Source organism: Pseudomonas sp. R76 (assembly GCF_009834565.1).
Taxonomy (GTDB): Bacteria; Pseudomonadota; Gammaproteobacteria; order Pseudomonadales; family Pseudomonadaceae; genus Aquipseudomonas.
Genome location: NZ_CP019428.1, coordinates 4,169,224 through 4,194,273, shown reverse-complemented (window position 1 = coordinate 4,194,273; position 25,050 = coordinate 4,169,224). Strand labels below are relative to the sequence as shown.

Here is a 25,050-nt window from a genome sequence, read left to right as displayed (position 1 = left end):
ATTTCTTGTTTTTAAAATATTGTTTGAATAGTAACCGTGTTCAATGCGCTTCGCCAGCCATGGATGTAGAGCGGTTTTACCCCTTGAAACGAATTTTCTGCGGCCGGGTTCGAGCGGCGTCCAAAACCCTCGACTACCCTCGTTATGCCCGTTTATACAGGCTTTTAGAGGGGTAGCGCAGTGGCAGTACTTGCTTTCGAAGGGCTGCCCCGGTATAAAAAATCAAATTATTTTTTAAAACAATATTTCCCCCGTGGAACTCCTATGGTCGCGAAGAAACTCAGCGCTCCAAACGTTACCAAGACTCGATTGCTGGATGCGACAGAGGCTCTCTTCATCAAGTACGGCTACGACGCCGTTCTGCTCCGGCAGATTACCGAGCGTGCCCAGGTGAACCTGGCCGCCGTGAACTACCACTTCGGGGACAAGGACTCCCTGATGAAAACCCTGCTGATGCAGCGCCTGGAGCCGCTCAACGAGCAACGCCTGGAATTGCTCGCGCGCTGTGAAGCCGAAGCCGACGGGCCGCTGGACTGCGACACTTTGCTTGGCGTGCTGTTTGCCCCGGCCATGGGCCTGGAGCGCAGTGACCCGGCCAGCGGCGAAGGGCGCTCATTCATTCGTTTCCTCGGCCGGGTCTACAGCGACACCTCGCCGTTTATCCAGGAATACCTCAAGGTGCATTACCAGCCGGTGTTCCAGCGTTTTTTCGAAGCCTTCGCCCTGGCCTTGCCGGACTTGCCACGCAATGAGTTGGGCGTACGCCTGCAATTTGCGCTCAAGGCGATTTCCGGGGTAATGGCCGGCACTGAACTGCGCCTGCTGATGAACTCCATGAGCCTGGGCCGCCCGGCCACGGACGCCGAGGTGATGGCCAAGCTGATCACGTTGGTATCGGCCGCGATTCGCGTGCCGCAGCAAAGCCCGGAAGCAGAAACAGCGTTGGCCAAGGTGCTGGATACCCAGCGCGCCATTCGAGAGCAAGCGGCGGCGCCTGCCATCAAGGCCGCGCGTTAAGCTCCTTCCCTTAAAAAATCCAGGCAAAAAAAAGCCCGCTGGGGCGGCGGGCTTGATGTGCAACGTTTGTAACGGATGAGGCTTCACCCTACGTCTGTGGATGTGAATAAATCGTGAAAAATATGTAAGAAAAAACGCGGCGAGAAGAAAGTCCTGCTCACCGCATTGGCTGCCAGATTAATCCCACGCACCTACCGCTCGTCGCCACTGTCAATTCTGACAGTAGATTGGGCTGCGCCTCCAGGAGCCTTATTTCCCTTGCCCGTCGCGCCATTCTTGCGCGGCTTATCCCTGCAATGTGATGGTCATGTCCACTGTTCCTACTCCGCCCTATGACTTACTTACACCCACGCCTTCGTCGCCTGCTCAGATTCAACTGAGAAAGCCGATTGACCCTGATGATCCCGATGGTCCTGAAGAACCCGACTTTCCTCGCAAACCCCTCTATCGAGAAGATGCCCTCTGGGGCGTCGGCCACGGAAGCATGCAGGAGGGTCTGCTCTATATCAGGGTAGTGGCTTGGTTTGGACTCACCGTGGGCGACTACTTCGAAGTTCTTATCAAGGACCAGAAAGACCCAAAAGCCTTTGATTACGTTCGAGAAGTTAAAAGTGAATACTTTTTGACGGTCAAAAAGGCGGATTTACCGGAGGGCGAAGTCCCGATCTTTATCCGGGTTTTTCGCTCCAATGGGCAGGAGAGCCGCACGAACACTATCTTGGTGTTGATCAAGCAGACGCTGCCCGGCGGGAACGATCTGAAGTTTTGGGAAGCCTGGCATAGCGAGTTGAAGCTGTCGCTGGAAGGCCTGCCAGAAGACACCATTATCGATAAAGACATCGTCGCTGGCGAAGTGTGGTCTCTGATTGAAAAATATCCGAACTGCCGAAAGAACGACAGGCTCACCATCAATTGGGGGGGGGAGGAGTTCTATTACACGGTAAGCCCCGAAGACGTCGCCCGCGCTGGACCGATTCGGATTCAAGTCCCTGCCAAGACTATCGCGGACGCCATCCAGGATGGAACCATTGGCGTCGGGTTTACGGTTCACGATGTGGTCGGGAATCAGCCAGGGGGGAATTACACGTATTCCAAACCCTACAAGGTACGCGTGCAAACAAATAAAGATCTGTACGACCCGCCAGTCCTCAACGTGGATATGGAGCCGACCAGCCAAGTCGATTTTGATACTCAACACAACTCCGTATTCGTGCTGACGACTTATGTACGTTCCTATAAGCCAGTGCCCAACCCACGCCATACGATCACGGTCGTCCTTACCATTAAGAAGGATGACTACACACCGGTAGAAACAGTGCGCTTGAAGGGTGTTCCCGACAGAAATCTGAAGGGGGAAAATATCAATGTCCCCAACGACATTATTGCTAAAGCGGCAGGCGGGCAGAAACGCGGGGAAATCCTGGCATGGGTGGAGGTGCACAACGCCAGTGGTAAGCAGTTAGGGTCTTCGAGCTACGCCCAGATCTTTGTCGTAGGTACGGCGACCAAGATGCCGGCACCGCTGGTCTCCCCGATGGAAGGTACGTTGATGCCCTTGGATACGGACGCGGCAGCGACAATCCCCAATTATGAGCCGTGGAATCGCATGTGGCGAGAAGACCTGGTGCTCCAGCTGGTAAAAGAAGGCGGTAGTAGTGTGATCTATACGGATTCGCGACTGGCCGGTGAACAAGGCGGCGTGCGCGACGTGCTCAAGCAAGATCTCAAACAGTTTGAAAATAAAGGCCCGTTCTCTATTTTTTACCGCGTCAATAACGGCAAGGGCCTCGCGTCGTCCATCCGTCAATCCGAGGTGGTGACGGCTGAGATTGGTGTTCGCGTGATTGATGCGCCTGCGCCGATCGTCAAATACAACGTTAACGGCAACCTCGATCCTAAAGACGTAAAACGCTCTGTCATACAGATGTCGTTTCCCTTCACCGGTGCGACCGTTGGCTGCAGAATCTTCTGGAACATAGTCGGGGTGGACCCCGAAGCGTCGGACAGCGGCAGCTTCCTTATCGATGCGTCGACCGAAGGGCCGCTTTTGACGCAACTGTGGATCGAGGCAAGCCCGTCGGTCATGCGCCTGAATCTCGACGGCTCGATCCGTTGCAGTTACAGCGTGCAAAAGGTGGGCACAGCGACGACGCCTAAAACGTACGTGCGTTCCGAATTGCTTAACCTCACCGTCGGCCCACTGGTGGAGCTTTCGCTGCCCAGGGTGTTGGAGGCCGATAAGGTCTTGCAGGATCAACTTCACCCCAAAAACGTATTGAATGGCGCCACCCTAGAGGGGGATATCACCAATCTGCGCCCCACTGACGAGGTTGTTTTCCGGTGGGCGGGGGAGTTTGGCATCAGCATCACTGAGGTGACCGTTAAAGGCGACTCTGGGGGAAAAGTCAAAGCCGTTATTCCACCCGACATCATTGCGTTGGCCATTCGTGAAAGAGGCAACTCTATAACCGTGGATTACCGTTTTACCCGCGGGCAAATCACGTACCGATCCAAACCATTGAAGATCAAGTTGCTGCTCGTGACTGCGCTGCCGGCGCCGACGCTCAACAAGATTGAGAACGGTGTATTTCCGTTGCTGGCACTGGGGAGTGAAGCGAAGATTCACGTGCCCAAGTGGATTATGATTCAAAAAGGCCAACGGATGTTTTTGAGGGTCAAAGGCACGTTGAACGATGGCTCGGCACTTGATGAGGTCATCTACTCTGCTGAAAAGGTCACCGAGGAAGAAGTTGCCAACGGGGTGAACGTACTTGGGCCGGTGGAGCAACTGCGCAACCTCAAGCCTGACTCGATCTTGAGCCTTATTTTCGGCGTCAGTTTTGCGCAACGGGACGAGGCGGAGACGCAGGTGCCGTTTGCCAAGTGTGAGTATCATGTCCAGGCTGTTCCGTCGACCCTGCCGGCCCCGGCCTTCGACGCCAATACAGGGCCGACGCTGAATGTCTCAGGCCTGGGCTATAAGCAAGGGACCAATGTGCTGGTGGCGTACTCCGGTATGACGACGGCGCAGGACATCACCCTCGAAATGATGCTATCGGACGGTACCTTCGCTTTCACTGCACTGAAAGGGCTGAGCGGCGGGCGAGTAACCTTCGCCTTGACGCCGCGATTTATCGCCCAGTGTGTGGGTAAAACGCTCACCTTGCGCTACAAGGTGACAACGGGAAGCAAAGTTGTCTGGTCAGACACCCAGATTGTCACGGTTAGCCCTATTCCCGCAGAGCATTTCCCGCAGGCAATCATTAATGGGATTGCTGATAAGGGCGTGCTAAACCTGGCAACCTTCGTAGGTAATGCCACATTAACGCTAGCGAGTTGGCTGTTGAGTTTTGCTAAACAACGGGTCTGGATAACCCTGCGCAGTACGGGGGTTGCGCAATTGAACGTATTGGAAGCTTACGAGATCAACGATATTGAAGTCACGAACGGGCTGGTAAAAATACCGGTGTTAAGATCCTGGCTGGAGGGGTTGGCCGTCAACAGTTCCGTGTTGGTGGAGGTTGTAGTGACGTTGGACGGTAGCGCCAAAATAGAGGGCGGGCAGCTTTTCAGAACGACAGCCTATACGGCGTCAGGACAGTTGAAGTTCGATCAAAGTCCAGTGCTATTGAGTGGGATTTCCATCAAAGTACCCCAGTGGGCAAGAACCGGAAGGGAGTCGACCGGTAATTATGTCACGCGGTTTGCTACCGGTGGTGCAGGCGGGTTCATCTATTCGTCCGCAAACACGACTGTTGCAACAGTGAACCAACATGGTCTAGTGATCGGCACGGGTTGGGGGTCTACGGTTATCACTGTAGAAGACAAGATAGGCAATAAGATGTCGTACCCCGTTACAGTCACTAATGTATACAGCTTGTTGATGAACTACACGGCAGCAAACTTTGAACCCCACAAAGGCTGGATATACGCCAATGCAAGGCCGGTAGGCTTCGACGGGATCGCGGATCTGCAAAATGTGTACGGAAGAAAATTGCCGGTAGGTCAGCATTTTTGGCTAGGCATTTACGACTACCGAGCTTATTTTTACCATTGGCAGAACGAAGGTATATATCTAGCCAATTTTTGGGAACAGCTCTTTGGCGCTTGGACCTTGACGAAGATCAATGGGAAGGTGATTAAATAGTGCGTAAAAAATAACGGAGCGGATGTGCGCAGCACGTCCGCGCTGTATTCACATTTAACCCTTGCGGTAGTTTGAGGGCTTAAGGTTAGTACTGTTAGTGAGTAAAACGGGACAGCTCTACTTAACTGTAGGTAGAGTGTCCCTCTTTTTACTGAATTAAATCTTCCAATGCCTCGCCGTCTTCGCCAGCCGCTGACGCATCCCATCCACATTCCCCGCCAGCTGCAACGTCAACAACCGATACCCATCCAGCGCACTCTGCACCGGCGCGTCCAGCACGGCTTCATCCATCGCATTTGCAGCAGGCCGTTCCAACCGCTCGGTAAACCCTGATTTCAACGCCCGTGCCATCCCCACCAGTTGCACGCGAATCTGTCGATGCTCGGCCTTCAACATCACCTGCATCCGCGCCATGGCCTGCTCGTCCCGAGGGTCGGGGCGCGTATTGCCGAGAATCTCCAGGGTGCTGATGCACATGCGCAAGTGCCGTTGGATCGCATCCAGCTCGGTCATGGAAATGCGCACTTCCTTGGACACCGATGGCATCAACGAACGCAGTTGCAGCATTGCCGCGTTCAAGCGGTTGAGCAGTTTGAAGTGTTCGTCGTCGGTGACCGAATGGCCGTTGATGATCCGGCTGTAAATCGCGGCGCAGTCGCGCAGCGCGCTGGCCAGGTTGTAGCGCCACGAATACACCGCATACAGCGGCAGGGCAAAAGAGAACGCCAGGGCCAGGACGATGCCGATGAGGATATCGACGGTGCGCCACAAGCCATCCGAGATCGGGTTGTCGCCGTGACCGGCGACGATAAACACCGTGATCGCCGACAGCAGCGCGATGTAACCGCCCTTGCCGATGGCGTGATAAGAGAAGAACCCGCATACCACTGACATCAATAGATAAGTCAACAACGGCTGGCCGAAATACGCTTGCTGCACCACCAGCAGCAAACCGACGCTGGCGCCGATCAACGTGCCGTAGGCGCGCTCCACGGCTTTTTTGCCGATATTGCCGTGGTGTTGCAAGCCGCCGATCACGATCAGCATGGTCACCGAGGCCCACTCACCGTGGGGCAGGTTGATGCCGGTGGTCAGCAGGATCGTCGCCAGCAGGCCGATGGACACGCGTACCGCGTGGATCAGCTTGGCGTGGCGATAGCGGCGGTACGGGTCGAGCAATGGGCGCAGCAGGCGCCGGGCGAAGAAGGGCAGGTTCATCGGTAGTAAAATGGCCTCGGTAGTCAGGGCAAAACTCGATTTAAATTGTGGGAGCGGGCTGGTGTGGGAGCTTGGTGTGGGAGCTGGCTTGCCTGCGATAGCATCACTGCGGTCTGATTCAGAGACCGTGGTGCTCGCATCGCAGGCAAGCCAGCTCCCACACAAGCCAGCTCCTACACAAGACTGCTTTCATCCAGGAACCGAGTGTTCTTAGAAAATATAGTCAGTGGTCAAAAAGCTTGAATCGCGATTGCGCAGGATATCGCTGACCAGTGCCTTGTTACTCTCCTGGAACTTGGTCGCCACCAACGTGCGGATCGAGAACACGCGCAACGCGTCATGTACCGACAGCGTGCCTTCGGCCGAGTTCTTGCGCCCGTTGAAGGGGAAGGTGTCCGGGCCGCGCTGGCACTGGGCGTTGATATTGATGCGGCCGACCTGGTTGGCAAATACATCCACGAGGCGCCCGACCTCCACGGCGTTGGTGCCGAAGATACTCAGTTGCTGGCCGAAATCCGAATCCAGCACGTAGTCGATCACGGTCTCCAGGTCACGGTACGGCACGATCGGCACCACCGGGCCGAACTGTTCCTCGTGGTACACGCGCATCTGCGGGTTCACCGGGTACAGCACCGCCGGGTAGAAGAACGAACCACGGCTGGTGGCGCCATTCGCATTCACCACCCGGGCGCCATGCTGCGCCGCATCGGCCACCAACGCGTTGAGGTAATCGACCTTGCCGACTTCCGGCAGCGGCGTCAGTGAGACGCCGTCTTCCCATGGCATGCCGGGTTTCAGTGTGGCCAGTTTGGTGTTGAATTTCTCGATAAAGCTGTCGACCACATCTTCATGCACAAACAGGATTTTCAACGCGGTGCAGCGCTGGCCATTGAACGACAGCGAGCCGGTGACGGCTTCGTTGACCGCATTGTCCAGGTCCACCTCGGGCAGCACGATGCCGGGGTTTTTCGCATCCAGCCCTAATGCTGCGCGCAAGCGGTGTGGTTTGGGATGCAGCTTTTTCAAATCACTGGCGGCCTTGTTGGTGCCGATAAACGCGAAAATATCGATCTTGCCGCTGGCCATCAACGCGCTGACGGTTTCGCGACCGCTGCCGTAGATCACGTTGATAACCCCGGCCGGGAAGCTGTCGCGGAACGCTTCGAGCAATGGGCGAATCAACAGCACACCGAGTTTGGCAGGCTTGAACACCACAGTGTTGCCCATGATCAGCGCCGGGATCAGCGTGGTGAAGGTCTCGTTCAGCGGGTAGTTATACGGCCCCATGCACAGGGCCACGCCCAGCGGTACGCGGCGGATTTGCCCGAGGGTGTCCTGTTCCAGCTCAAAGCGGCTGCTGCGGCGGTCGAGTTCCTTGAGCGCATTGATGGTGTCGGTGATGTAGTCGCAGGTGCGGTCGAACTCTTTCTGCGAGTCCTTGAGGTTCTTGCCGATCTCCCACATCAGCAGCTTCACGACAGCATCGCGCTGTTCGCGCATGCGCCGCAAAAAGGCTTCCACATGCTGGATGCGTTCGGCCACGCGCATCGTCGGCCATTCGCCTTGGCCACGGTCATAGGCGCGCACGGCGGCGTCGAGGGCGGTGAGGGCCGTGTCGGCGTCCAGCAGCGGTGTGCTGCCGATATGCACGCGCTCATCACCGATTTGCACCGGGCTCAGCACTTGGGCCAACGGGCCGTTCCACACCTGTAACTGGCCATCGACCAGGTAATCACGCTGTTCAATCGGTGCCGCCAGGCGAAATTGCTCGGGAATATCGGCGGCGCTAGTGGGAAACAGCTGGTCGAGCAGGTTACTGGTGGTCATGTCGCTACCCCTGGAATAGTTGCAAAACATGACTAGAGAGTCACCCAACAACCGGCTCTATGGCAAGGCTTGTGCGCTTTCTTGTACACATTGCTGTGTGCGCCACGCTCGTCGGAGTAAACTGCGCGGCTTTCTTGAAGGAGTTCACATGAGTCAGTACCAGCCGGGCATTCTTGCCGCACCGGTGCCGTTGCAGGCACGCCATCTGTTTTTTGCCGTCGAGTCCCTGGCAGCCGTGCCCGTCGCGTTGGACGCGCTGGTGCAACTGGTGGATTCGGCTGCGGTGGTCGGTTTCGGTGAGCCGCTGGTAAGCGCACTCGGCGCCCAGGTTGAAGGGCTGCGTGCATTTCCCGCTGTGAGTGGGCCGGGTGCGCATAACCCGTCCACCCAGCAGGCGCTGTGGGTATGGCTGCATGGTGTGGATCGGGGTGAGCTGCTGTTACGCAGCCGTGCGTTTGAAAAAGCCCTGGCCCCGGCGTTTCGCCTGGTGCAGATGACCGAAGGCTTTCGCTACAAGACCGGCTTCGACCTGACCGACTACGAAGACGGCACCGAAAACCCCCACGACGATGCCGCCGTCGACGCCGCGATGACCGACAGCGGTGCCAGCTTTGCCGCGATCCAGCGATGGCAGCACGACCTCGACGGTTTTGCCGCGCTGCCTGCACAAGAGCGTGACCACATCATCGGCCGTCGCCATGGCGACAACGAAGAGTTGGACGACGCGCCGGAATCCGCCCACACCAAGCGTACCGCCCAGGAAAGTTTCACACCGGAAGCCTTTGTGGTGCGCCGCTCCATGCCGTGGGCCGAGAACGGCCAGGCGGGGTTGATGTTCCTGGCGTTCGGGCATTCCTTTGATGCGTTTGAAGCGCAGTTGCGGCGCATGAGCGGGTTGGAGGATGGGATTGTCGATGGGTTGTATCGCATCAGTACGCCGTTGACGGGCGGGTATTACTGGTGCCCGCCGTTGAAAGATGGGCATTTGGATTTGGGTGCGATCACTGTTTCGCCGCCTCTGTAAACCTGTGGGGGCTGGCTTGCCAGCTCCCACATTAGCCGGTCAGCTGTTCTGCATGCCCATCTGCGCAAACATCGGCATCATCCCGGCGCCTCGGCAATGGCGGCAGCCGTACACGCCGAGTATTACCGGCTCTTTGACCACCGGCACGGGCGCGCGCTCGACCCACGTCGGCGCGACAAACCGGTAGCCCTGGCCCGGCGCCGTGGCGATGTAGAACGACTCATCGTCGCCCAGGGCCCGGCGCAGGGTCTTGATTTGCGTGCGCAGGTTGCATTCTTCCACCACGGTTTTTGGCCAGGCGATGGCGAGCAAGCGGTTTTTTTCCAGCAGTTCACCCGGCCGCGAGGCGAGGGCGATCAGCAAGGTCAGGGCGCGGCTGCCGAGGGCCACGGGTTGCCCGTGCTTGAGCAGCAAGTGACGTTGGGGCAGCAGTTGGAAGGGGCCGAAGTGGATGCTTGAAGCCGTGTCATCGGTGAGATACGTCATGTCGTAGAACCTTTAGGCGGTGAACGCTTAATCCAATCAGGTGTTGATGGCCGGGATCGGGTCGGCCGGGTAATCGCCATCCATGGTCGGGCCACCGGTCAAACCGTATTGCTGCAGCACTGGCGCGAGCTGGCCGTAGAACGCGTCTTGCGCCTTGCCGTGAGCATCCGCCAGGGCGAACGGCAGGAAGGCGCTGCCGATACCGCCGAGAATCGCCGTAGCCCCGCCGAGAATGCCGCTGATGGTGCCGGCCACGGCGCCGATTTCAGTCGCGCCATACAACCCGGCCCCGGCCTCAACCAGGCCGGCGACGGCCGCGCCCGTGCCGAGCACGCCTGTGGCCACCGAAAAACTGCCGGTGAGGTAGTCACCTTTTTTCAGCGAATCGACACCGCCGATAATCCCGATCACGCCGCCGATAATCCCACCGGCCGAACCGATGATCTTGCCGGCGGCGCCGATATCGGCGATCTGCTGGGCTGACAGCGGGCCTTTGCCCACCGGCACCTTGCCGGGGAAATCACCGATGGTGCCGCCGTCCGGGCGGTTGACCCAGGTCACGCCGTAGCCGGCTTCCTTGGCGTACTTGGTGCCGCCTTCCAGCAACAGGCCGGCGAATTGCAGGCCTGCCGACACACGGTTGGCATCCGCCACCGGCGTGTTGCTGCCATTGGCCGAACGCGCCATCAGCACGCCGCTCATCAATACCGCGCTGCCGATGTGCAGCAGGCCTTGCTTGAACGCCGGGCTGACATCGCCGAACTTCATGCCTTCGATCGCCTTGGGCAGGGCGTCGGCGATCTTGTTGCCCTGGCGGCCGATGTCCCACACCGAACGCAGCATCGACACCACTTGGGCCGGGTCGATCTTGCCGCCATCGGAGGTGACGAACATCTGCGGGTCTTTCTGCTGTGCGTCGTTGATCGCGGCGGTGACTTTGGCCTCGTCAAAGTTGCCGTTGCCATCGCCCAACGTGACGTTGAGGGTGTCGGTAGTGGCGCCGCCGAGCAGGGCATCGCTGAGGTTTTCGTTGAAGTTGACCTGCAAGGTCGCCGCGTCATCCGCCGTGGCCTTGTCACCCAGGAAAGCCTGGGCCGACGCGGTGCTGGCGGCGAAACTGCTGGCCGCCACCGTCGGGTCCATGCCACCGGCCACGGCGTCGGTGAAGGCTTTGCCGGTGACCAGTTGGTTCTTGTAGTAGCTCTGGATCGCGTCACTTTGCCCGGCATTGGCGGCGATTTTGCTCAGGTCGACATGGCCATTGCCGCCCAACGCCAGGTTGGCGATGGTCGCGTCGTTGGCGGCGTTCTGCAGGCCCATGCCCATGTCGATCTGCTTGCCGTTCTGGTCCTTGGCGTTGAGGTTGTCGTTGAGGTTCTTGCCCGACTCGATGCCGTCGGTCACGTAGTTCTGCATCGCGACTTTCATGGTCGGGTCGCTGCCGACGATATCGCTCAACGCCGGGCCGCGATTGTTCTGCAAAAAGTTCTGCACGTCCGGGTCGGCCGACAGGGTCTCGATGCCGCTTTGCAGCTGCGCCTTGATCTTGTCTTCGTTGGGGTTCAGGCCCCAGTTCGGCGAGGTGTACTTGTCCATCAAACCGTCGTTGCCCACGTAATCGCTGACCAGCAGGCGCGTTTGCGCGTCGGTCAGTTGCACCATCACCGCAGCTTTTTGTTCGCCGCTGTAGTTCTGTGGGTTGGCCAGGATGTCGGCGGTCAGCTTCGAGGTGTCCACGCCCGCGACCGCATCGCGGGTGGCGGCGCCGTCTAGGAAGGTCAGGGTGTCGCTGTCGGTTTTCGGCGCCTGTTTTTCCAGCCACGCGCCGATGTTGTCGCGGGTGCCGATGGTGTCGGATTTGCCGGTGGCGGGGTTGTCGCCACCGGTTTCCAAGGCGTGGAACATGCCGGGTTTCGACCACATGGCCGCAGCACCTGTCAGCTCATTGCTCAAGGCCGAATCACTGCCCAGCGCCTCAAGGTTGTCGGGGCGAATCATGCCGTCGTTACTGCGCTGGTTATCACCGGGGCGCATCACCGTGCCGGAGCTTGCGACCAGGCTTTCGTTGGCCATCACGATAGCGGCGGACTTGGCGTTGGCGGTTGCCAGGTCGCCGGGCTTGCTGCCCATGAAACTGGCGAAGGATTTCGACGCTGCGCCAAGGTCCTTGTTGGCGTTATCGATAAAGTGGTCGACGTCGGAGTGGGTGATCACATTGTCGGCTTTACCGCGCCCGCCACTGTCCAGCGCCGCCATCAGGTTCGGGCTGCTGGCCACGTATTTGAGCACCGCCTGCGCCTCGGGTGGCAAGGTGGTGGGCGGGTTGGCGAAGTCGATCGGTGCGCCGTGCAAGCCCCACGCGTCCCAGTTCTGCGAGAGCAGCTGCGCGGCGGCGCGCGGGCGGTTCAGGTCGAGTTCTTCCTTGGTGGGCGTGCCGCTGGTGTTGCCGGTGATGGTGTCCCAGTCCTTGGCACCGGAGACGCCAAACGACGAGTTGTCGATCCACGACGTGTCCGAGGCGCCGGCTGCGCCGGTGGTCCCGGCATACAGTTTGGCAACTTGGTCGTACAGCGCCGGGGTGATGTCCTGGGACACGATCACCTTGTCACCGGATGCGGTTTGATAGCGGATCAGCCCAGGCCCGACTTCCTCGGGCGCGCCGATGCTGGCGGCCGGGTCGATGCTCTCGTTGGGGCCGGCCAGGCGATAGCCTTCGGCGCCGCTCGCATTGATCGCCGACAACTTAGTGAAATCGCCACTGACTTGATCGAACAGCTGCGGCGTTTCCTTCTGGCTGACCACCACCTTGTCACCGGAGGCGGTCTCGTAGCGAATCAACCCCGAGCCGAGTTCGGTCGGGCTGCCGATGGCTGTGTAGTTGCCCAGGCCAGGCGCCACGGTGCCGGCGTCGGCCTCGGTGTAGCCGGCGGCTTTGCTGTCGGCGAGGTTTTTTTCGAAGCTGGCATCGTTCTGTTGCCTGTTGTACTGGTCGACCAGTGTTTGGTAGAGGCGCGGGTTGTCGACCTGCTTGAGCGTCACCGGTTTGTCGTTGCCCAGCGGCGTATAGGTGATGGTGTTGTTCACCGGTGCTTGCACATTCTGATAGGGCAGGGGGATCGAAGGGCCACGGAGCTTGGACGGGTCAAACGTCGGCTGGTTGACAGCCGTGAACAGCGCGGTTTCGAATTTTTTCTGCGCGCCGTCTGTGCCTGGGGTTTGCGCCGGGTCACGACTACTTGGGATCGCTGGCATAAATGATCACCTGGAAGTTCTTGCCTATATCAGGGCCTGCGCACGCAGGGTGTTAGCTATTAGTGCAACTGCACTAACTAATGGCGCAGGAAATTAGTTGTTAACGCGCATTAAGGTCGCTTGCGCCGAGCTATAAAACGCGATGATCAAGTCGCTTTTGTTACAAATGGAAATATCTGCAAAGTTGGGCAAAGGGCTATTAGCGAAAAATGTGAAGTGGTCGCGAAAATAGTTGCCGGATAAGCTCGGAACGATCGCTCGCAGAGGCGCAAACTGTTCAACAAGGTTCCAGGTCAGGCCAGGAAAGCCCTATAAACATTGGGCTTGGCCATGTTTGGTTTTTTCGGAAAAAGTTCAACGCCCTCAACTACATGAGTTTTTCTCAACGCCAGGTTGAGCCAAACCTTTCACACCCGGTAACCGAAACGTTTCACAAGCTTTCACAGCGAAGGCGTTTTGATCGTGAGTAGTATGGCTGCCATGCAAACCAACGACGGTTCGAAGGCTCACTGTCTGACGTTTTGGGCATTCACCGGTTTGCATACTTTCAGCTTGCTGTTGCGCAACTGAATAACTTCCCTATCGATGCAAGGAGATGAACATGGCTGATGTCCCACCAGTAAAAGCCGGCGGCGCCGACGACGCTATCGCGAAGATGGAAGCGACCTTCAACATGGCTATCGAGAAGTCGGCCAAGATCACTGAAATCAGCACCGCGAAAAAAGCGGAGCTCGACGCCACCAAACAGCGTCCGCAGAACTGATTCGCCAAAACGGGCGGCGCCGGCGCTGCCCGTTTACCTGAGTACTTTTACCTCCTGATTGTTGACCCCGTTGCACATGCTCAAGGGGGCAAACCCGAACATGACAGCCTTGATTTCCTTAGGCCCGGTCGCCGGTATTGGCGCACCGACCTTGACTGTGACTGGCGGTTTGCACCAGGGCAGTTCCCTGGTGCTCGACCAGCCGGTCTATACCCTCGGCGCAGACCTTGCGGCCGACCTGGTACTCAGCGATCCCGGCATCGCCGGCTTGCACCTGCGCCTGCGTTTTGAGGGCGACCAGGTGGCGGTCGAGGCCTTGGGCGGCGATGTGCTGCTCAGTGGCAATGTGCGTATTCCCCACGGCAGCGGCCATCGCGCGCGCCTGCCGGTGCAATTGCGCCTCGGCGCGGCGGGCGTGAGCCTGGCTTTACCGGAAGGGGCGCAAAAACCTTCGGACGCCAGGCGCCCATTTACCCCCTGGATTGTCGCGATCGTCCTATTGTTTTTGTGTGCGGGGGCCTTGGCGGTGCGTAACGACGCGCCAATGGCTCAAACTGCCGTGACAGCAGCAGATGTTCCGGCGCTGAAAAAACCGTCCCGTGAACTCGCCAAAGCCTGGCTGGAGCAGCAACTCCAGGCCGCCCATCTGGAGGCGATAAAGGTCACTAACGCCAACGGCCAGCTCAGCGCTGTGGGCAGCTTCGAACACTCGCAAAAACCCCAGTGGCTGGCCCTGCAACAAGCCTTCGACCAGCGTTACGGCCAACAGATCGTCCTCAACCCCCGCGTCGCCGTGCGCGCCGACGCCGCGCGACCGCGCGTGCGCTTCCAGGCCGTGTGGTTCGGCACCCACCCCTATGTGATCAACGACAGCGGCAAACGCCTGTACCCCGGCGCAGCCCTGGCGGACAACTGGGTGCTGGAACGCATCGAGAACAACCAAGTGATCCTCGCCCGCGGCGAAGAACGCTTCACCTTCACCCTATGAGCTGCGCCATGGCACACACCCAGATGATCGTCCCCACGCTCTGCGTGGGAATGCCGCCCCGGACGCTCCGCGTCCTGACGTCAGCGCAAGGTGACGCGGAGCGTCACACCCTGCATTCCCACGCAGAGCGTGGGAACGATCAGGCCCGCGCATGAAAGTCGAACCCCGCCCGCTCATCCCCAGCGACGTGCGCAGCGCCCCCGTCGAAGCCGTTCGCCCGGTCAACTCACGCCAGGCCACTGCCTTCGAAGCGGTGCTGAAAACCCGCAAGACCCAAACCCGCCGCTCCCTGCGCAGTGACCTCGAAGAACTCACCAGCGCCGCCGGCGTCGACTCGCTGCTGTTCGGCAGCGCCCGCTCCCTGGAACTGTTGGAACACGTGATGGAACACATCCTGCCGAGCCTCGACGCCGAGCCCGAGATCAAGGAACTGGCCCACGACCTGATCAGCGAAGAGATCGAAATGCGCCGCACCCTCGAACAGCAACGCTCGGAGGTACATGCCTGATGGCCCGCGATAACGACGACGCCGTGCAACTGCTCAAGGGCATTGGCGAGCTGTACCGGCGCAATGGCCAGTCCCAGCGTGCGCTGGTGATGTTGCTGATTGCCGTCAGTGTCGCGCCCGCAGACGCCGTGTTGCTGCGCTCGCTGGTGCTGGCCTTTACCGACAGCGGCGACGCCACCCGCGCCCTCGGTGCCCTCGACCGCTTGGTGGCGCTGGAGGGTGAGTCCGCCAGCCTGTTGCTGCTGCGCGCCCGCGCGCTCTGGTACGGCGAGCGCAAGGACGAAGCGCGCCAATGCTTCAAACGCTACCTGGCCGCACGCAGGGCCAGCGCATGAGTGCACTCAACCGCCTGAACAACCTGGCGCGCATGGCGGCGCAGCGCACCGACGTGATCATCGTCGCGTTCATGCTCATGGCAATTGTGATGATGATCATCCCGCTGCCCACTTACCTGGTGGACATGCTGATCGGCCTCAACATTGCCCTGAGCATCCTGATTCTGATCGTCGCGTTCTACATCGGCCATTCGGTGGAGTTCTCCGCGCTGCCACCGCTGATCCTGCTCAGCACCCTGTTTCGCTTGTCCCTGTCGATCACCACCACCCGCTTGATCCTGCTGCACGGCGACGCCGGGCATATCGTCAAGGCCTTCGGTGATTTCGTGATCGCCGGCCAGGTGGTGGTCGGCATGGTGGTGTTCCTGATCATCACTGTGGCGCAGTTCGTGGTGATCACCAAGGGCGCCGAACGCGTGGCGGAAGTGGCCGCGCGCTTCACCCTCGACGCCATGCCCGGCAAGCAGATGAGCATCGACAACGACCTGCGCAACGGTGATATCGACCAGGCCGAAGCGCGCCGCCGCCGTTCGCGCCTGGAGCGTGAAAGCCAGATGTTCGGCGCGATGGACGGCGCGATGAAGTTTGTCAAAGGCGACGCCATTGCAGGTTTAGTCATCCTCGCGGTCAACCTGCTCGGCGGCATGCTGATCGGCATGATCGAGCGCGACATGCCGTTCGGTGTGGCCGTGCACACCTACTCGCTGCTGACCGTGGGCGACGGCCTGATCGCACAGATCCCGGCGCTGTTGATTTCGGTGGCGGCGGGCACTGTGGTCACCCGCGTCAACAGCGACGGTGAGGCCGGTGACCTGGGCAGCGAGATCATCAAACAGTTGGGCGCCAGCTACCGCGCGCTGGGCCTGACCGCGTTGATCATGATCGGCGTCAGCCTGCTGCCGGGCTTCCCGACCTGGGTATTCCTCGGCTTGTCCGCCGCCTTCGGTGGGGCGGCATTCGTGATGTATCGCCGGCATACGCGCCAGCCCCAAGGCGAGCCTGAAGCCTTGGTCGAGGCACCGGAACCGGTGGTCGAAGTGCAGGCCGAGCTGGATGACAACCTGCTGCCCGATACCCGCGTGCTGCTGACCATCGGCAGCGGCGTGTCCCAGAGCGCGCCGCGCCAGTTGCTGCGCCAGCGTGTCGAAGCGCTGTGTCACGACATTCGTACCGATCTCGGCGTGGATGTGCCGGTGCCGGGCATCTACATGGAACTCAAGGCGCCGCCGGGCGGTTTCCGCGTGTCGCTGGAAGGCGTGCCGGTGAGCGAAGGCGAGTTGCCGATCAACTGCCTGTTGCTGCAGGACGATCCGGTGCATGTGCAACTGCTGGACATCGCCACCGTGCAAGCCGATTCGCCGCTCAATGGCCGCAACGCCCACTGGATCGAGCGCCAGCACGAAGAGACGTTGCGCAACGCCGGCATCGGTTTCCTGCTGCCCGATGAAGTCTTGCGCGCTGTGCTGGAACGCAGCCTGCGCCGTTATGCCGCCGACTTCCTCGGCATTCAGGAAACCCGCCTGCTGCTCGAACGCACCGAAGCCACCTACGGCGAGCTGGTCAAAGAGGCCTTGCGCCTGGTGCCCTTGCAACGGGTTGCCGAAACCCTGCGCCTGTTGGTCGGCGAAGGTGTATCGATCCGCAACCAGCGCGCCTTGCTCGAAGCCATGGTGGAGTGGGGCGCCCGCGAGACCGATGCCGGGCGCCTGGCCGAACACTTGCGCGCAGCGTTGGCGCGGCAGATCAGCCATCAATACGCCGACCGTAACCGGGTGATCGGCGCGCTGGTGCTGGCGCCCGGCCTGGAAGACCAGTTGCGCGCGTCCCTGCGTCGCCAGGAACCGCAGCGCGAAGTGATCCCTGAAGACGTCAGCCGCGCCTTGCTCGCGCAACTGCGCCAGGCCTGTGAGAACACCCGCGAAGTCAACAGCGCGGTATTGCTGGTGCACCCGGAATTGCGCCGCAGCCTGCGTCGCCTGGTACTGCGCGGCGAGCTGGAACTGGCGGTGCTGTCGTTCCGCGAGCTGGCCACCGAATACAACCTGCAAGCGCTGGTGACCATCAGCCTCACCGATGTCTCTAACCGCCGCGCACCTGCCGCGGCTTCCGTCACTACCCTGGCGTCTGCCTCATGATGCGTTTTTGTGTGTTGTTGCTGGCTCTGGTCAGTTGTGCAAGTCAGGCTCAGGAAATTGCCAATGGGGCGGGGGGCTCGATCAATCTGGCGTCCGGCGAAGGGCGTATTTTGCATTTTGTCGCGCCGGTGGAGTCGGTGCTGGTGGCCGAGCCCAACGTCGCTGACCTGCAAGTGGTGTCGCCCGGCACGCTGTATATCTTCGGCAAGGCGCCAGGCAATACCAGCCTGATCGCCCTCGGTAATGACGGCAAACAACTCGCCAGCCTGACCTTGTCGGTCAGCAGCGGCACCCAGGCGGTGACCGCGCCAATGCAGGAACTGCACCCCGGCAATGGCGCGCAAATCACCGGCGCCGGCAACCGCCTGATCGCCAAGGGCACTGTCGGTTCAGTGGCCGAAGCGACCGACCTCAACGCGCTGCTCAACCCGCAGGGCCAAGGCTTCCAAAGCGCAATCAACACCACCGAATACGCCGGCGCCGCCCAGGTCAACCTGCGTGTGCGCTTTGCCGAAGTGTCGCGGTCCGAGTTGCTGCACTACGGCGTGAACTGGAACGCGATGTTCAACAACGGCACCTTCTCGTTCGGGCTGATTACCGGCGGTGGCCTGGCGGCTGCCACGGCGGGCGGCCTGGCGACGGCGGGCACCGGCTCGGGCAATGTGAATATCGACGGCATGCTCGACGCACTGCAAGCCAACGGTGTGTTGCAGATACTGGCCGAGCCGAACATCACCGCCATGACCGGCCAGACCGCCAGCTTCCTCGCCGGCGGCGAAGTGGCGATCCCTGTGCCGGTCAACCGCGATCTGGTGGGCATCGAATACAAGTCGTTCGGCGTGTCGCTGCTGTTCAACCCGACGCTGTTGCCCAACGGCCGCATCGCCCTGCAAGTGCGCCCCGAAGTCAGCAGCGTGGTCAGCGGCGGCACCGTGGACTTCGGCAATTTCCATGTGCCGTCCTTCAGCGTGCGCCGTGCGGATACGCGGGTTGAAGTCGGCAGCGGGCAGACCTTCGCCATCGCCGGGCTGTTCCAGCGTGAGAGCAGCCAGGACATCGAAAAACTGCCGTTGCTGGGCGACTTGCCGATCCTCGGCAACCTGTTTCGCTCCAAGCGTTTCCAGCGTAACGAAACCGAGTTGGTGATCCTGATTACACCGTACCTGGTGGAGCCGGTGCGCAGCCGCAGTCTCGCCACACCGTTGGACGCACAACCGGCTACTGCCGCGGCCACCGGACCGCGCAGCCGCGGGGCGTTCGGTTTCTACATGAATTGATGAGGGGGCCTGCGATGACTGCTTTGCGTGTGTTGATGCTGTTGCCCCTCGCGTTGGTGGGCTGCCAGACCCATTTGGCGCCGGTGTATTACGCGCCGGAATACCGCGCGGATGGTTTGCCGAGCCAATGCCAGCAGCCGCCGGCCAAGGATGCAATCGGGCTGGACGAAGATTTCAAACCGACCTTACCGTTGGGCTGTGCGAACAATTTGAATTTGATGCAGATGGTTGAGCGCAAGCAGGACCTGACCCAAGGCCGCGCCACCGGCCCGGCCATGGCCGCCCCCGTCGGCCGCGCCGCCCAGGTCTACATCGAAGGCTTCGACCGCGAGCAACTGCAGCGGCGCAAAGATCAGCAAGAAGCCAAAGCCGGCGCGACCGGAGGCCAACAATGACCAAAGGCACGCCAATGATCGCAATGATCGTTCCCACGCTCCGCGTGGGAATGCCTCTTGTGACGCTCCGCGTCACGCCTCGGAACGCAAAACGACCCGGCCTGAATTCCCACGCAGAGCGTGGGAACGATCAGTCAGCGCGGGTCAACCAACCCCAATTCCTTCGCCTGCGCCACCGGATCACTGATCGCCTTGATGCGCTTGGCCTCCACCACCAAACGCGCGCGCTCAGCCGCCGGAATATCGTCCAACGGCAACCCGCCAACCTTTTGTTCAAAGCCCGCCAACACCATCACCAACAACTCATTGCGCTGATGCCGTGGCAAGGCACGGGGCGACTGAGTCACCGGGGCAATGGTCTCCAGCGCCTGCTGCGACTGCCCGCCAAGCGCATAAGCCAGGGCCAGATTGCAGCGGCTGTCGAGGTCGTCCGCCTGCAAGCTCAGGCTTTTGGCGAACGCCGTTTGCGCCGCGACGGCCTGGCCATTCAGCACCTGGGCGATGCCCAAACGGGTATAGGCGACCGGCAGGTGATTGATCTCGGCGGCCTGCCCCAAAGCGGTCACCGCGCGTTGGGTCTTGCCCAATTGCAATTGCGCGGTGCCCAGGCCGAGCAGGGCGTCGGCGTTATGGGCGTCGAAACCCAAGGCCTGCTGGAAAGCGCGTTCGGCGCCCAGCGCGTCCTTGGCGTCGAGTTTGGCCTGGCCGAGTTTGAGCCACAGGTCGATGCCGGCGCCCGGTTGCTGGGCGGCGCGCTCGTACAGCGCGGCCGCGCTGCTGTAGTCGCCGCGTTTGCTCAGGTCGTTGGCCAGTTGCAGGGACTTGTCGGTATCGGTCGCAGGTTTGCTGGAACAGGCCGCCAACAGCAGGGTACTGGCGAGCAGAAAATTCTTGGTCATCGTCACAACTCGTCGGGCGAAGGCGGACGTCATGTAAGCATATTTTTGATGGCCGTCCTATGCCTGTTCAACGCCGGTTTGGCCAACGCCGCCGAAGAGCCCGCCTGGTTCTCCCAGCCCTACGCCTACGTGCTGGTCGATCAGGATGTACGCAGTGCCCTGGAAGAATTCGGCCACAACCTCGACGTGCCGCTGGTGCTCTCGGACAAGGTGCGCGGCAAGGCCCGCAGCACCATTCGCGCCGCCACTGCCGGTGAGTTCCTGCAGACCCTGTGCAGCACCAACGGCCTGACCTGGTACTTCGACGGCAACCTGCTGTACCTCAATGCCAGCGACGAAATCAGCACCAAGCTGTTCAAGGCCAGCGCGCTCAACCTCGACCAGTTGCAGGCCTACCTGAACACCCTCGACGTGTTCGGCCAGCAGTTGTCGATGCGCAATGGTCCCGAGGGCGATGAGGTGTTTGTCTCCGGCCCACCGCCGTACCTGGCGTTGGTGCAACAGCATGTCGATCACCTGCAACCCAACGTCGTGGCCGCCCCGGTGGCACGCGAGCATGGCGTGCGGGTGTTCCGTGGCGCCCAAGTCAGTACCGAAACCCCAACCCAGTAAAGGAGCAGCACCATGTCCGTAACGGCCGTAGACAGCAACCTCGCCCCCGGTGGCGCCAGCCCTGAAGCCAAGTTCAACGCGGCGGTGGATAACGCCAAGGCCGCCGACAAACCCTCGGACACCAGCGACGCCGAGTTCAACGATGCGCTGATCACCCAGGCGGTCACCATTGGCGGGCAGTTCATCATCATGCCGAAGATGCAGGAACTGCTGAACGACGCCATGTCCGATGACGACGACGAGTAGGGAGCCCCTATGACTATCAGTCTCGCTGCCGGCGCTTCGGCTTTGCCGCCGTCCGCCGGTGCGGGGCCCGCCGGGGCCTCGCAGAACCTGTTCGAGCACATGGCCAATACCGCCAAGGGCATGCCCGAAGGCGCCAGCCCGCACCAGATCGGCTCGGGCCTGATGGAGCGCATGAACAGTTTCATCGACCGCACCCGGGCGTTTTCCGAGCGCGCCGATGTGCTTACCAATAACCCCTCGGCGCCGCCACCGGCCTCGGTGGAGATCCGCACGGCGAGTGCGTCGCCCCAAGGCGAGCCGGGCAAGAAAGTCGGCGAACAGCAGGTCGACCAGATCGTGCACTCGCTGGGCAAGATGTTCGATTACTCCATCGAAACCCAGATGGTGGTGCGCGGCGCGACGCAGATTTCCGGTTCCGCCAATACCTTGCTCAAGGGTCAATAACGCCATGCCAAGCCCAAACCGCGCCTTGCGCCTGTTGCTGATCGGCTTGCTCGCCAGCCTCTTGCAGGCGTGCAACACCGACCTCTACACCAACCTCAGCGAGCGCGATGCCAACGCCATGGTCGCGGTGCTGCTGCGCGGTGGCATCCCGGCGGAGCGCAAGACCCAGGACAACGGCCAGCTTAAAGTGGTGGTCGATGAGGAGCGCTTTGCCGAAGCCATGACCCTGCTCGACAACGCCGGCCTGCCGCAGCAGAGCTTTTCCAACATGGGCGAGGTGTTCAAGGGCAATGGCCTGGTGTCGTCGCCGGTGCAGGAGCGCGCGCAGATGATCTACGCGCTGAGCGAAGAGCTGTCGCACTCGGTGTCGCAGATCGACGGCATCGTCGCCGCCCGTGTGCACGTGGTGTTGCCCGACAACGACTTGCTCAAGCGCGTGATTTCGCCGTCGTCGGCCTCGGTGCTGGTGCGTTACGACCCAGGCACCGACATCAATACGCTGATCCCGCAGATTAAGACCCTGGTCGCCAACGGCATCTCCGGCCTCAGCTACGACGGCGTGTCGGTGACCGCGATCAAGGCCGCCGTGGCTATCAGCCAGAACCCGGCACAGCCTCGGCTGGCGCGTTTTATGGGTCTGTGGTTGCTGGAAGACAACCTCGCCCAGGCCCGCATTATGTTTGGCGGCTTGCTGCTGATCGCCCTCGGCGCGCTCGGCGTATTGGCCCGCCAGCAGTGGGCGCGGCGCCAATCCCAGGCGTTGTATGTGCTCAAGGAGGGGGAATGAGTTTGTTTGAACGCTGGCAGCGGCTGATCGCCGAGCCGCTGCAGTTCGTGCGCGCGCCAAGCCTGGGCGCGTGTTTTGCTGATGACCTGCCGGAAGACGTGCTGCACGCGATGCAAAACCAGCAGCGTTTTCGCCAGCGCCTGGAACAACTGCTGGTCAACCACTATCAACTGGCGCCGCTGGCATACCTGGTGACGCCCTTGGCGGCCGACCTGCCGGTGTTGCTGCTGTCGCCGGCGCAATTTGCGCGCTTGCCGAGGTTGTGCGGCGCCATCTGGCACGCCTCGACCTTGAGCCGCGAGATTCGCCGCGACGTGGTCAATGAGCTGCGCGAAGGCCTGGGCGCCGAGGTCTTCAGCCAAGCGCTGGCTTTGCGTCAACTGGGCGGAGCTGCAGATTTGCTGCGCGAGCCTGCGGAACTGATCGACGCCATCGACCGCGATGGCCAGGGCTGCGTGGCGGCCTGGCTGCACGCCCAGCAGGCCGATTTGCAGGGCTGGATGCGCTTGCGTTTCGCCTTCCCCCAGGGCCACAGCACACGGCTGCCGCGCGATCTGGAGATCGTCCAGGCCGCCGCCGCCGCCCTGATGGCCGAGGATAAAACCGATGAGTGAATTGCCGAGCCGTCCCACCGCACGCATCCTGCGTGCCGAAGAAGCCGCGCTGTGGACCGACGGCTTTGCCTTTTTGCAGGCCGCCAGGGATCAGGCCGAGCAGGTCAAGGCCGAGAGCGACCAGTGGCTGCAAGCCGCGCGCGCCGAGGGCTTTGAAACGGCGCGGCAAGAAGGCGCGGAGCAAGTCGCGCAGTTACTGGTGCAAACCCAGTCCCAAGTGCAGCACTACCTGAGCAGCCTGGAGGCGTCCCTGGCCGATCTGGCCCTGGGCATCGTGCGTGAGGTGTTGGGTGAACTCGACAACGCTGAGCGCGTGGTGCGTTGCACCCGCCAGGCCTTGAGCGCCTTTCGTCAGGACCAGGCGCTGACCCTGTGGGTGCCGCCTGCCGAGGTTGAGGCCTTGCGCCAACGCCTCAAGCACGAAGGCCTGGCGATTGCGGTGGACGCCGATGAACAGCTGAGCGCCGGCCAGGCACGCCTCAACAGCCCGGCCGGCTCCGTCGAGCTGGGTCTGGAAGCGCAACTGCAAAACCTGCGCCGCAGCCTGTTGCCCTTCGCCGAAGAGGGCGTGGCATGAACCTCGAGCAGTTGTTGCCGCGCCTGGCTGAGCGCTTGGCCCAGGCGCGTATACGACCGATGCACGGCACCGTGTTGAGCATCCGTGGTGTGCTGCTGCGCGCCAGTGTCGCCGGCGCAAGCATCGGTGAACTGTGCCAGTTGCGCGACCCTGGCAGCGGCCGCAGCTTGAGCGCCGAGGTGATCGGTTTTGATGGCGACGAGGCGATCCTGTCGCCCATCGGCTCCATGGACGGCCTGTCGACCCGCACGCAAATCACCGCCACCGGCGAAACCCTGGGCGTGGCGGTGGGCGATGCGCAACTCGGGCGGGTGATTAGCCCGATGGGCGATTTCCTCGACGGCGACGGCATCCCGCCGACCCTGGCCTTGCAGCGCTACCCGCTGCACGCCGAACCCCCGGCGCCGTTTTCGCGGCAACTGATTGTGCGTTCGATGGCGCTGGGTATTCGCTCCATCGACGGTTTGCTGACCTTGGCCCAGGGCCAGCGCATGGGCATTTTTGGTGAGCCGGGCGTGGGCAAGTCGTCGCTGCTCGCGAGCATCATCCGCAACAGCGAAGCCGATGTGATTGTGATCGGCCTGATCGGCGAGCGCGGCCGGGAAGTGCGCGAATTGCTCGACGTGCAACTCGACGCCCAGGCCCGTGCGCGGACGGTGGCGGTGGTGGCGACGTCTGATCGCCCGGCGGCCGAGCGCGTGCGTGCGGCCTTTGTCGCCACCACCCTGGCCGAGTACCACCGCGACCAGGGCCGCAATGTATTGCTGTTGATGGACAGCCTGACGCGCTTTGCCCGCGCCCAGCGTGAAATCGGCCTGGCCGTGGGCGAACCGCCTACCCGCCGCGGTTACCCGCCGTCGTTCTTCTCGGCCTTGCCGCGCCTGCTGGAGCGCGCCGGCCCCGGCCCCACCGGCAGCATCACCGCGCTGTACACCGTGCTCACCGAAGGCGACGCCGCCAGTGATCCGGTGGCTGAGGAAGCGCGTTCGATTCTCGACGGGCATATCGCCCTCAGCGCCGAACTGGCCCAGCGCAACTATTTCCCGGCGGTGGATGTATTACGCAGCCGCAGCCGCTTGATGGAGCAGGTCGCGGGTGAAGAACACAAACGCCTGGCCATGCGCATTCGTGAACTGATGGCGCGCTACGGCGAAATCGAAATGCTCATCCGCGTGGGCGAGTACTCCGCCGGCAGCGACCCGCTGGCCGACGAAGCCATCAACCGCCACGCGGCGATCGAAGCGTTCCTGCGCCAGAACGCCGGCGAGCCGAGCAGCCTGGACCAGACCTTGGTCCGCATGCGCCAGGTGCTGGCATGAGCTCAATGAACAACAGTGAACTTCAGCCCCATGCAAAACCCTGTGGGAGCTGGCTTGCCTGCGATAGCGGTCTATCAGTCACACAAGGGCAAGCTGACCCACCGCCATCGCAGGCAAGCCAGCTCCCACCGTTGATCTTCATGGATCTAAAGATTGTCACGCAGGCTTAAGGAAGGAGTG

The 25,050-nt window shown here is 61.2% G+C and carries 22 protein-coding genes; 17 read left to right on the top strand and 5 right to left on the bottom strand.

Features of this window, described 5'->3' with window-relative positions; genetic code table 11:
- Nucleotides 1-264 precede the first annotated feature (264 nt).
- Both PspR76_RS18705 and PspR76_RS18700 read left to right on the top strand, forming a co-directional pair.
- On the top strand, nucleotides 265-1,017 hold the full coding sequence (locus PspR76_RS18705; protein ID WP_159957633.1) for a TetR/AcrR family transcriptional regulator: 753 nt from the start codon (nucleotides 265-267) through the stop codon (nucleotides 1,015-1,017).
- Nucleotides 1,018-1,324: 307 nt separating this feature from the next.
- Complete coding sequence (locus PspR76_RS18700; RefSeq protein WP_159957631.1) at nucleotides 1,325-5,164, top strand: hypothetical protein; 3,840 nt, start codon at nucleotides 1,325-1,327, stop codon at nucleotides 5,162-5,164.
- A gap of 156 nt (nucleotides 5,165-5,320) precedes the next feature.
- Here PspR76_RS18700 and PspR76_RS18695 read toward each other — a convergent pair whose 3' ends face one another.
- Both PspR76_RS18695 and PspR76_RS18690 read right to left on the bottom strand, forming a co-directional pair.
- Nucleotides 5,321-6,382 carry an FUSC family protein gene (locus PspR76_RS18695; protein WP_159957629.1) on the bottom strand — a complete coding sequence of 354 codons (1,062 nt, stop codon included), beginning with the start codon at nucleotides 6,380-6,382 and terminating at the stop codon, nucleotides 5,321-5,323.
- Between the two features lie 210 nt (nucleotides 6,383-6,592).
- Nucleotides 6,593-8,209, bottom strand: coding sequence for an NADP-dependent glyceraldehyde-3-phosphate dehydrogenase (locus PspR76_RS18690; protein ID WP_159957627.1), 1,617 nt, complete (start codon nucleotides 8,207-8,209; stop codon nucleotides 6,593-6,595).
- 148 nt (nucleotides 8,210-8,357) lie between these two features.
- On the opposite strand from PspR76_RS18690, the gene PspR76_RS18685 reads away from it, so the two are divergent.
- Nucleotides 8,358-9,233 (top strand): Dyp-type peroxidase, encoded by an 876-nt coding sequence (locus PspR76_RS18685; protein ID WP_159957625.1) that lies wholly within the window; start codon nucleotides 8,358-8,360, stop codon nucleotides 9,231-9,233.
- A gap of 39 nt (nucleotides 9,234-9,272) precedes the next feature.
- Here PspR76_RS18685 and PspR76_RS18680 read toward each other — a convergent pair whose 3' ends face one another.
- Nucleotides 9,273-9,719, bottom strand: a complete 447-nt coding sequence (locus PspR76_RS18680) for a winged helix-turn-helix domain-containing protein (protein WP_159957623.1) — start codon at nucleotides 9,717-9,719, stop codon at nucleotides 9,273-9,275.
- Between the two features lie 36 nt (nucleotides 9,720-9,755).
- On the bottom strand, nucleotides 9,756-12,971 hold the full coding sequence (locus tag PspR76_RS18675) for a type III effector HrpK domain-containing protein (protein WP_159957621.1): 3,216 nt from the start codon (nucleotides 12,969-12,971) through the stop codon (nucleotides 9,756-9,758).
- Between the two features lie 601 nt (nucleotides 12,972-13,572).
- Between PspR76_RS18675 and PspR76_RS31090 the strand changes: the two genes are divergently transcribed.
- The 7 genes from PspR76_RS31090 (at nucleotide 13,573) to PspR76_RS18645 (ending at nucleotide 19,372) form a co-directional block, all read left to right on the top strand.
- Nucleotides 13,573-13,734, top strand: a complete 162-nt coding sequence (locus tag PspR76_RS31090; RefSeq protein ID WP_016969018.1) for a hypothetical protein — start codon at nucleotides 13,573-13,575, stop codon at nucleotides 13,732-13,734.
- Nucleotides 13,735-13,834: 100 nt separating this feature from the next.
- Complete coding sequence (locus PspR76_RS18670; RefSeq protein WP_159957619.1) at nucleotides 13,835-14,722, top strand: SctD/MshK family protein; 888 nt, start codon at nucleotides 13,835-13,837, stop codon at nucleotides 14,720-14,722.
- 151 nt (nucleotides 14,723-14,873) lie between these two features.
- Nucleotides 14,874-15,230: a hypothetical protein gene (locus PspR76_RS18665; RefSeq protein WP_159957617.1), complete on the top strand. Its 357-nt coding sequence runs from the start codon at nucleotides 14,874-14,876 to the stop codon at nucleotides 15,228-15,230.
- Complete coding sequence (locus PspR76_RS18660; RefSeq protein ID WP_159957615.1) at nucleotides 15,230-15,565, top strand: tetratricopeptide repeat protein; 336 nt, start codon at nucleotides 15,230-15,232, stop codon at nucleotides 15,563-15,565. Before PspR76_RS18665 ends, PspR76_RS18660 begins: the two co-directional genes overlap by 1 nt.
- Entirely contained in the window at nucleotides 15,562-17,700 is a 2,139-nt protein-coding gene (gene sctV, locus PspR76_RS18655) for a type III secretion system export apparatus subunit SctV (RefSeq protein WP_159957613.1), read from the top strand. Before PspR76_RS18660 ends, sctV begins: the two co-directional genes overlap by 4 nt.
- Nucleotides 17,697-18,977 carry a type II and III secretion system protein family protein gene (locus tag PspR76_RS18650; protein WP_159957611.1) on the top strand — a complete coding sequence of 427 codons (1,281 nt, stop codon included), beginning with the start codon at nucleotides 17,697-17,699 and terminating at the stop codon, nucleotides 18,975-18,977. The genes sctV and PspR76_RS18650 overlap by 4 nt, the downstream gene beginning before the upstream one ends.
- A gap of 14 nt (nucleotides 18,978-18,991) precedes the next feature.
- Nucleotides 18,992-19,372, top strand: coding sequence for a hypothetical protein (locus tag PspR76_RS18645; RefSeq protein ID WP_159957609.1), 381 nt, complete (start codon nucleotides 18,992-18,994; stop codon nucleotides 19,370-19,372).
- 134 nt (nucleotides 19,373-19,506) lie between these two features.
- On the opposite strand, the gene PspR76_RS18640 is transcribed toward PspR76_RS18645, so the two are convergent.
- Nucleotides 19,507-20,271, bottom strand: coding sequence for a tetratricopeptide repeat protein (locus tag PspR76_RS18640; RefSeq protein WP_159957607.1), 765 nt, complete (start codon nucleotides 20,269-20,271; stop codon nucleotides 19,507-19,509).
- Between the two features lie 48 nt (nucleotides 20,272-20,319).
- Here PspR76_RS18640 and PspR76_RS18635 point away from each other — a divergent pair, with 48 nt between their 5' ends.
- Genes PspR76_RS18635 through PspR76_RS18605 form a run of 7 tightly spaced genes read left to right on the top strand, consistent with a single transcriptional unit; the run spans nucleotide 20,320 to nucleotide 24,870 of the window.
- Nucleotides 20,320-20,883, top strand: coding sequence for a type III secretion protein (locus PspR76_RS18635; protein WP_159957605.1), 564 nt, complete (start codon nucleotides 20,320-20,322; stop codon nucleotides 20,881-20,883).
- Between the two features lie 12 nt (nucleotides 20,884-20,895).
- The gene (locus PspR76_RS18630; protein ID WP_159957603.1) at nucleotides 20,896-21,129 is read left to right on the top strand and encodes a hypothetical protein; all 234 of its coding nucleotides are present in this window, start codon (nucleotides 20,896-20,898) and stop codon (nucleotides 21,127-21,129) included.
- Nucleotides 21,130-21,138: 9 nt separating this feature from the next.
- Nucleotides 21,139-21,573, top strand: coding sequence for a hypothetical protein (locus PspR76_RS18625; RefSeq protein ID WP_159957601.1), 435 nt, complete (start codon nucleotides 21,139-21,141; stop codon nucleotides 21,571-21,573).
- Nucleotides 21,574-21,577: 4 nt separating this feature from the next.
- Nucleotides 21,578-22,360, top strand: coding sequence for a type III secretion system inner membrane ring lipoprotein SctJ (gene sctJ, locus PspR76_RS18620; protein WP_159957599.1), 783 nt, complete (start codon nucleotides 21,578-21,580; stop codon nucleotides 22,358-22,360).
- Entirely contained in the window at nucleotides 22,357-22,974 is a 618-nt protein-coding gene (locus PspR76_RS18615) for a type III secretion protein (RefSeq protein ID WP_159957597.1), read from the top strand. Before sctJ ends, PspR76_RS18615 begins: the two co-directional genes overlap by 4 nt.
- A complete protein-coding gene (locus PspR76_RS18610; protein WP_159957595.1) occupies nucleotides 22,967-23,551 on the top strand; it encodes a FliH/SctL family protein in 585 nt (194 codons plus the stop codon). Before PspR76_RS18615 ends, PspR76_RS18610 begins: the two co-directional genes overlap by 8 nt.
- The gene (locus PspR76_RS18605; protein ID WP_159957593.1) at nucleotides 23,548-24,870 is read left to right on the top strand and encodes a FliI/YscN family ATPase; all 1,323 of its coding nucleotides are present in this window, start codon (nucleotides 23,548-23,550) and stop codon (nucleotides 24,868-24,870) included. The genes PspR76_RS18610 and PspR76_RS18605 overlap by 4 nt, the downstream gene beginning before the upstream one ends.
- Nucleotides 24,871-25,050 lie beyond the last annotated feature (180 nt).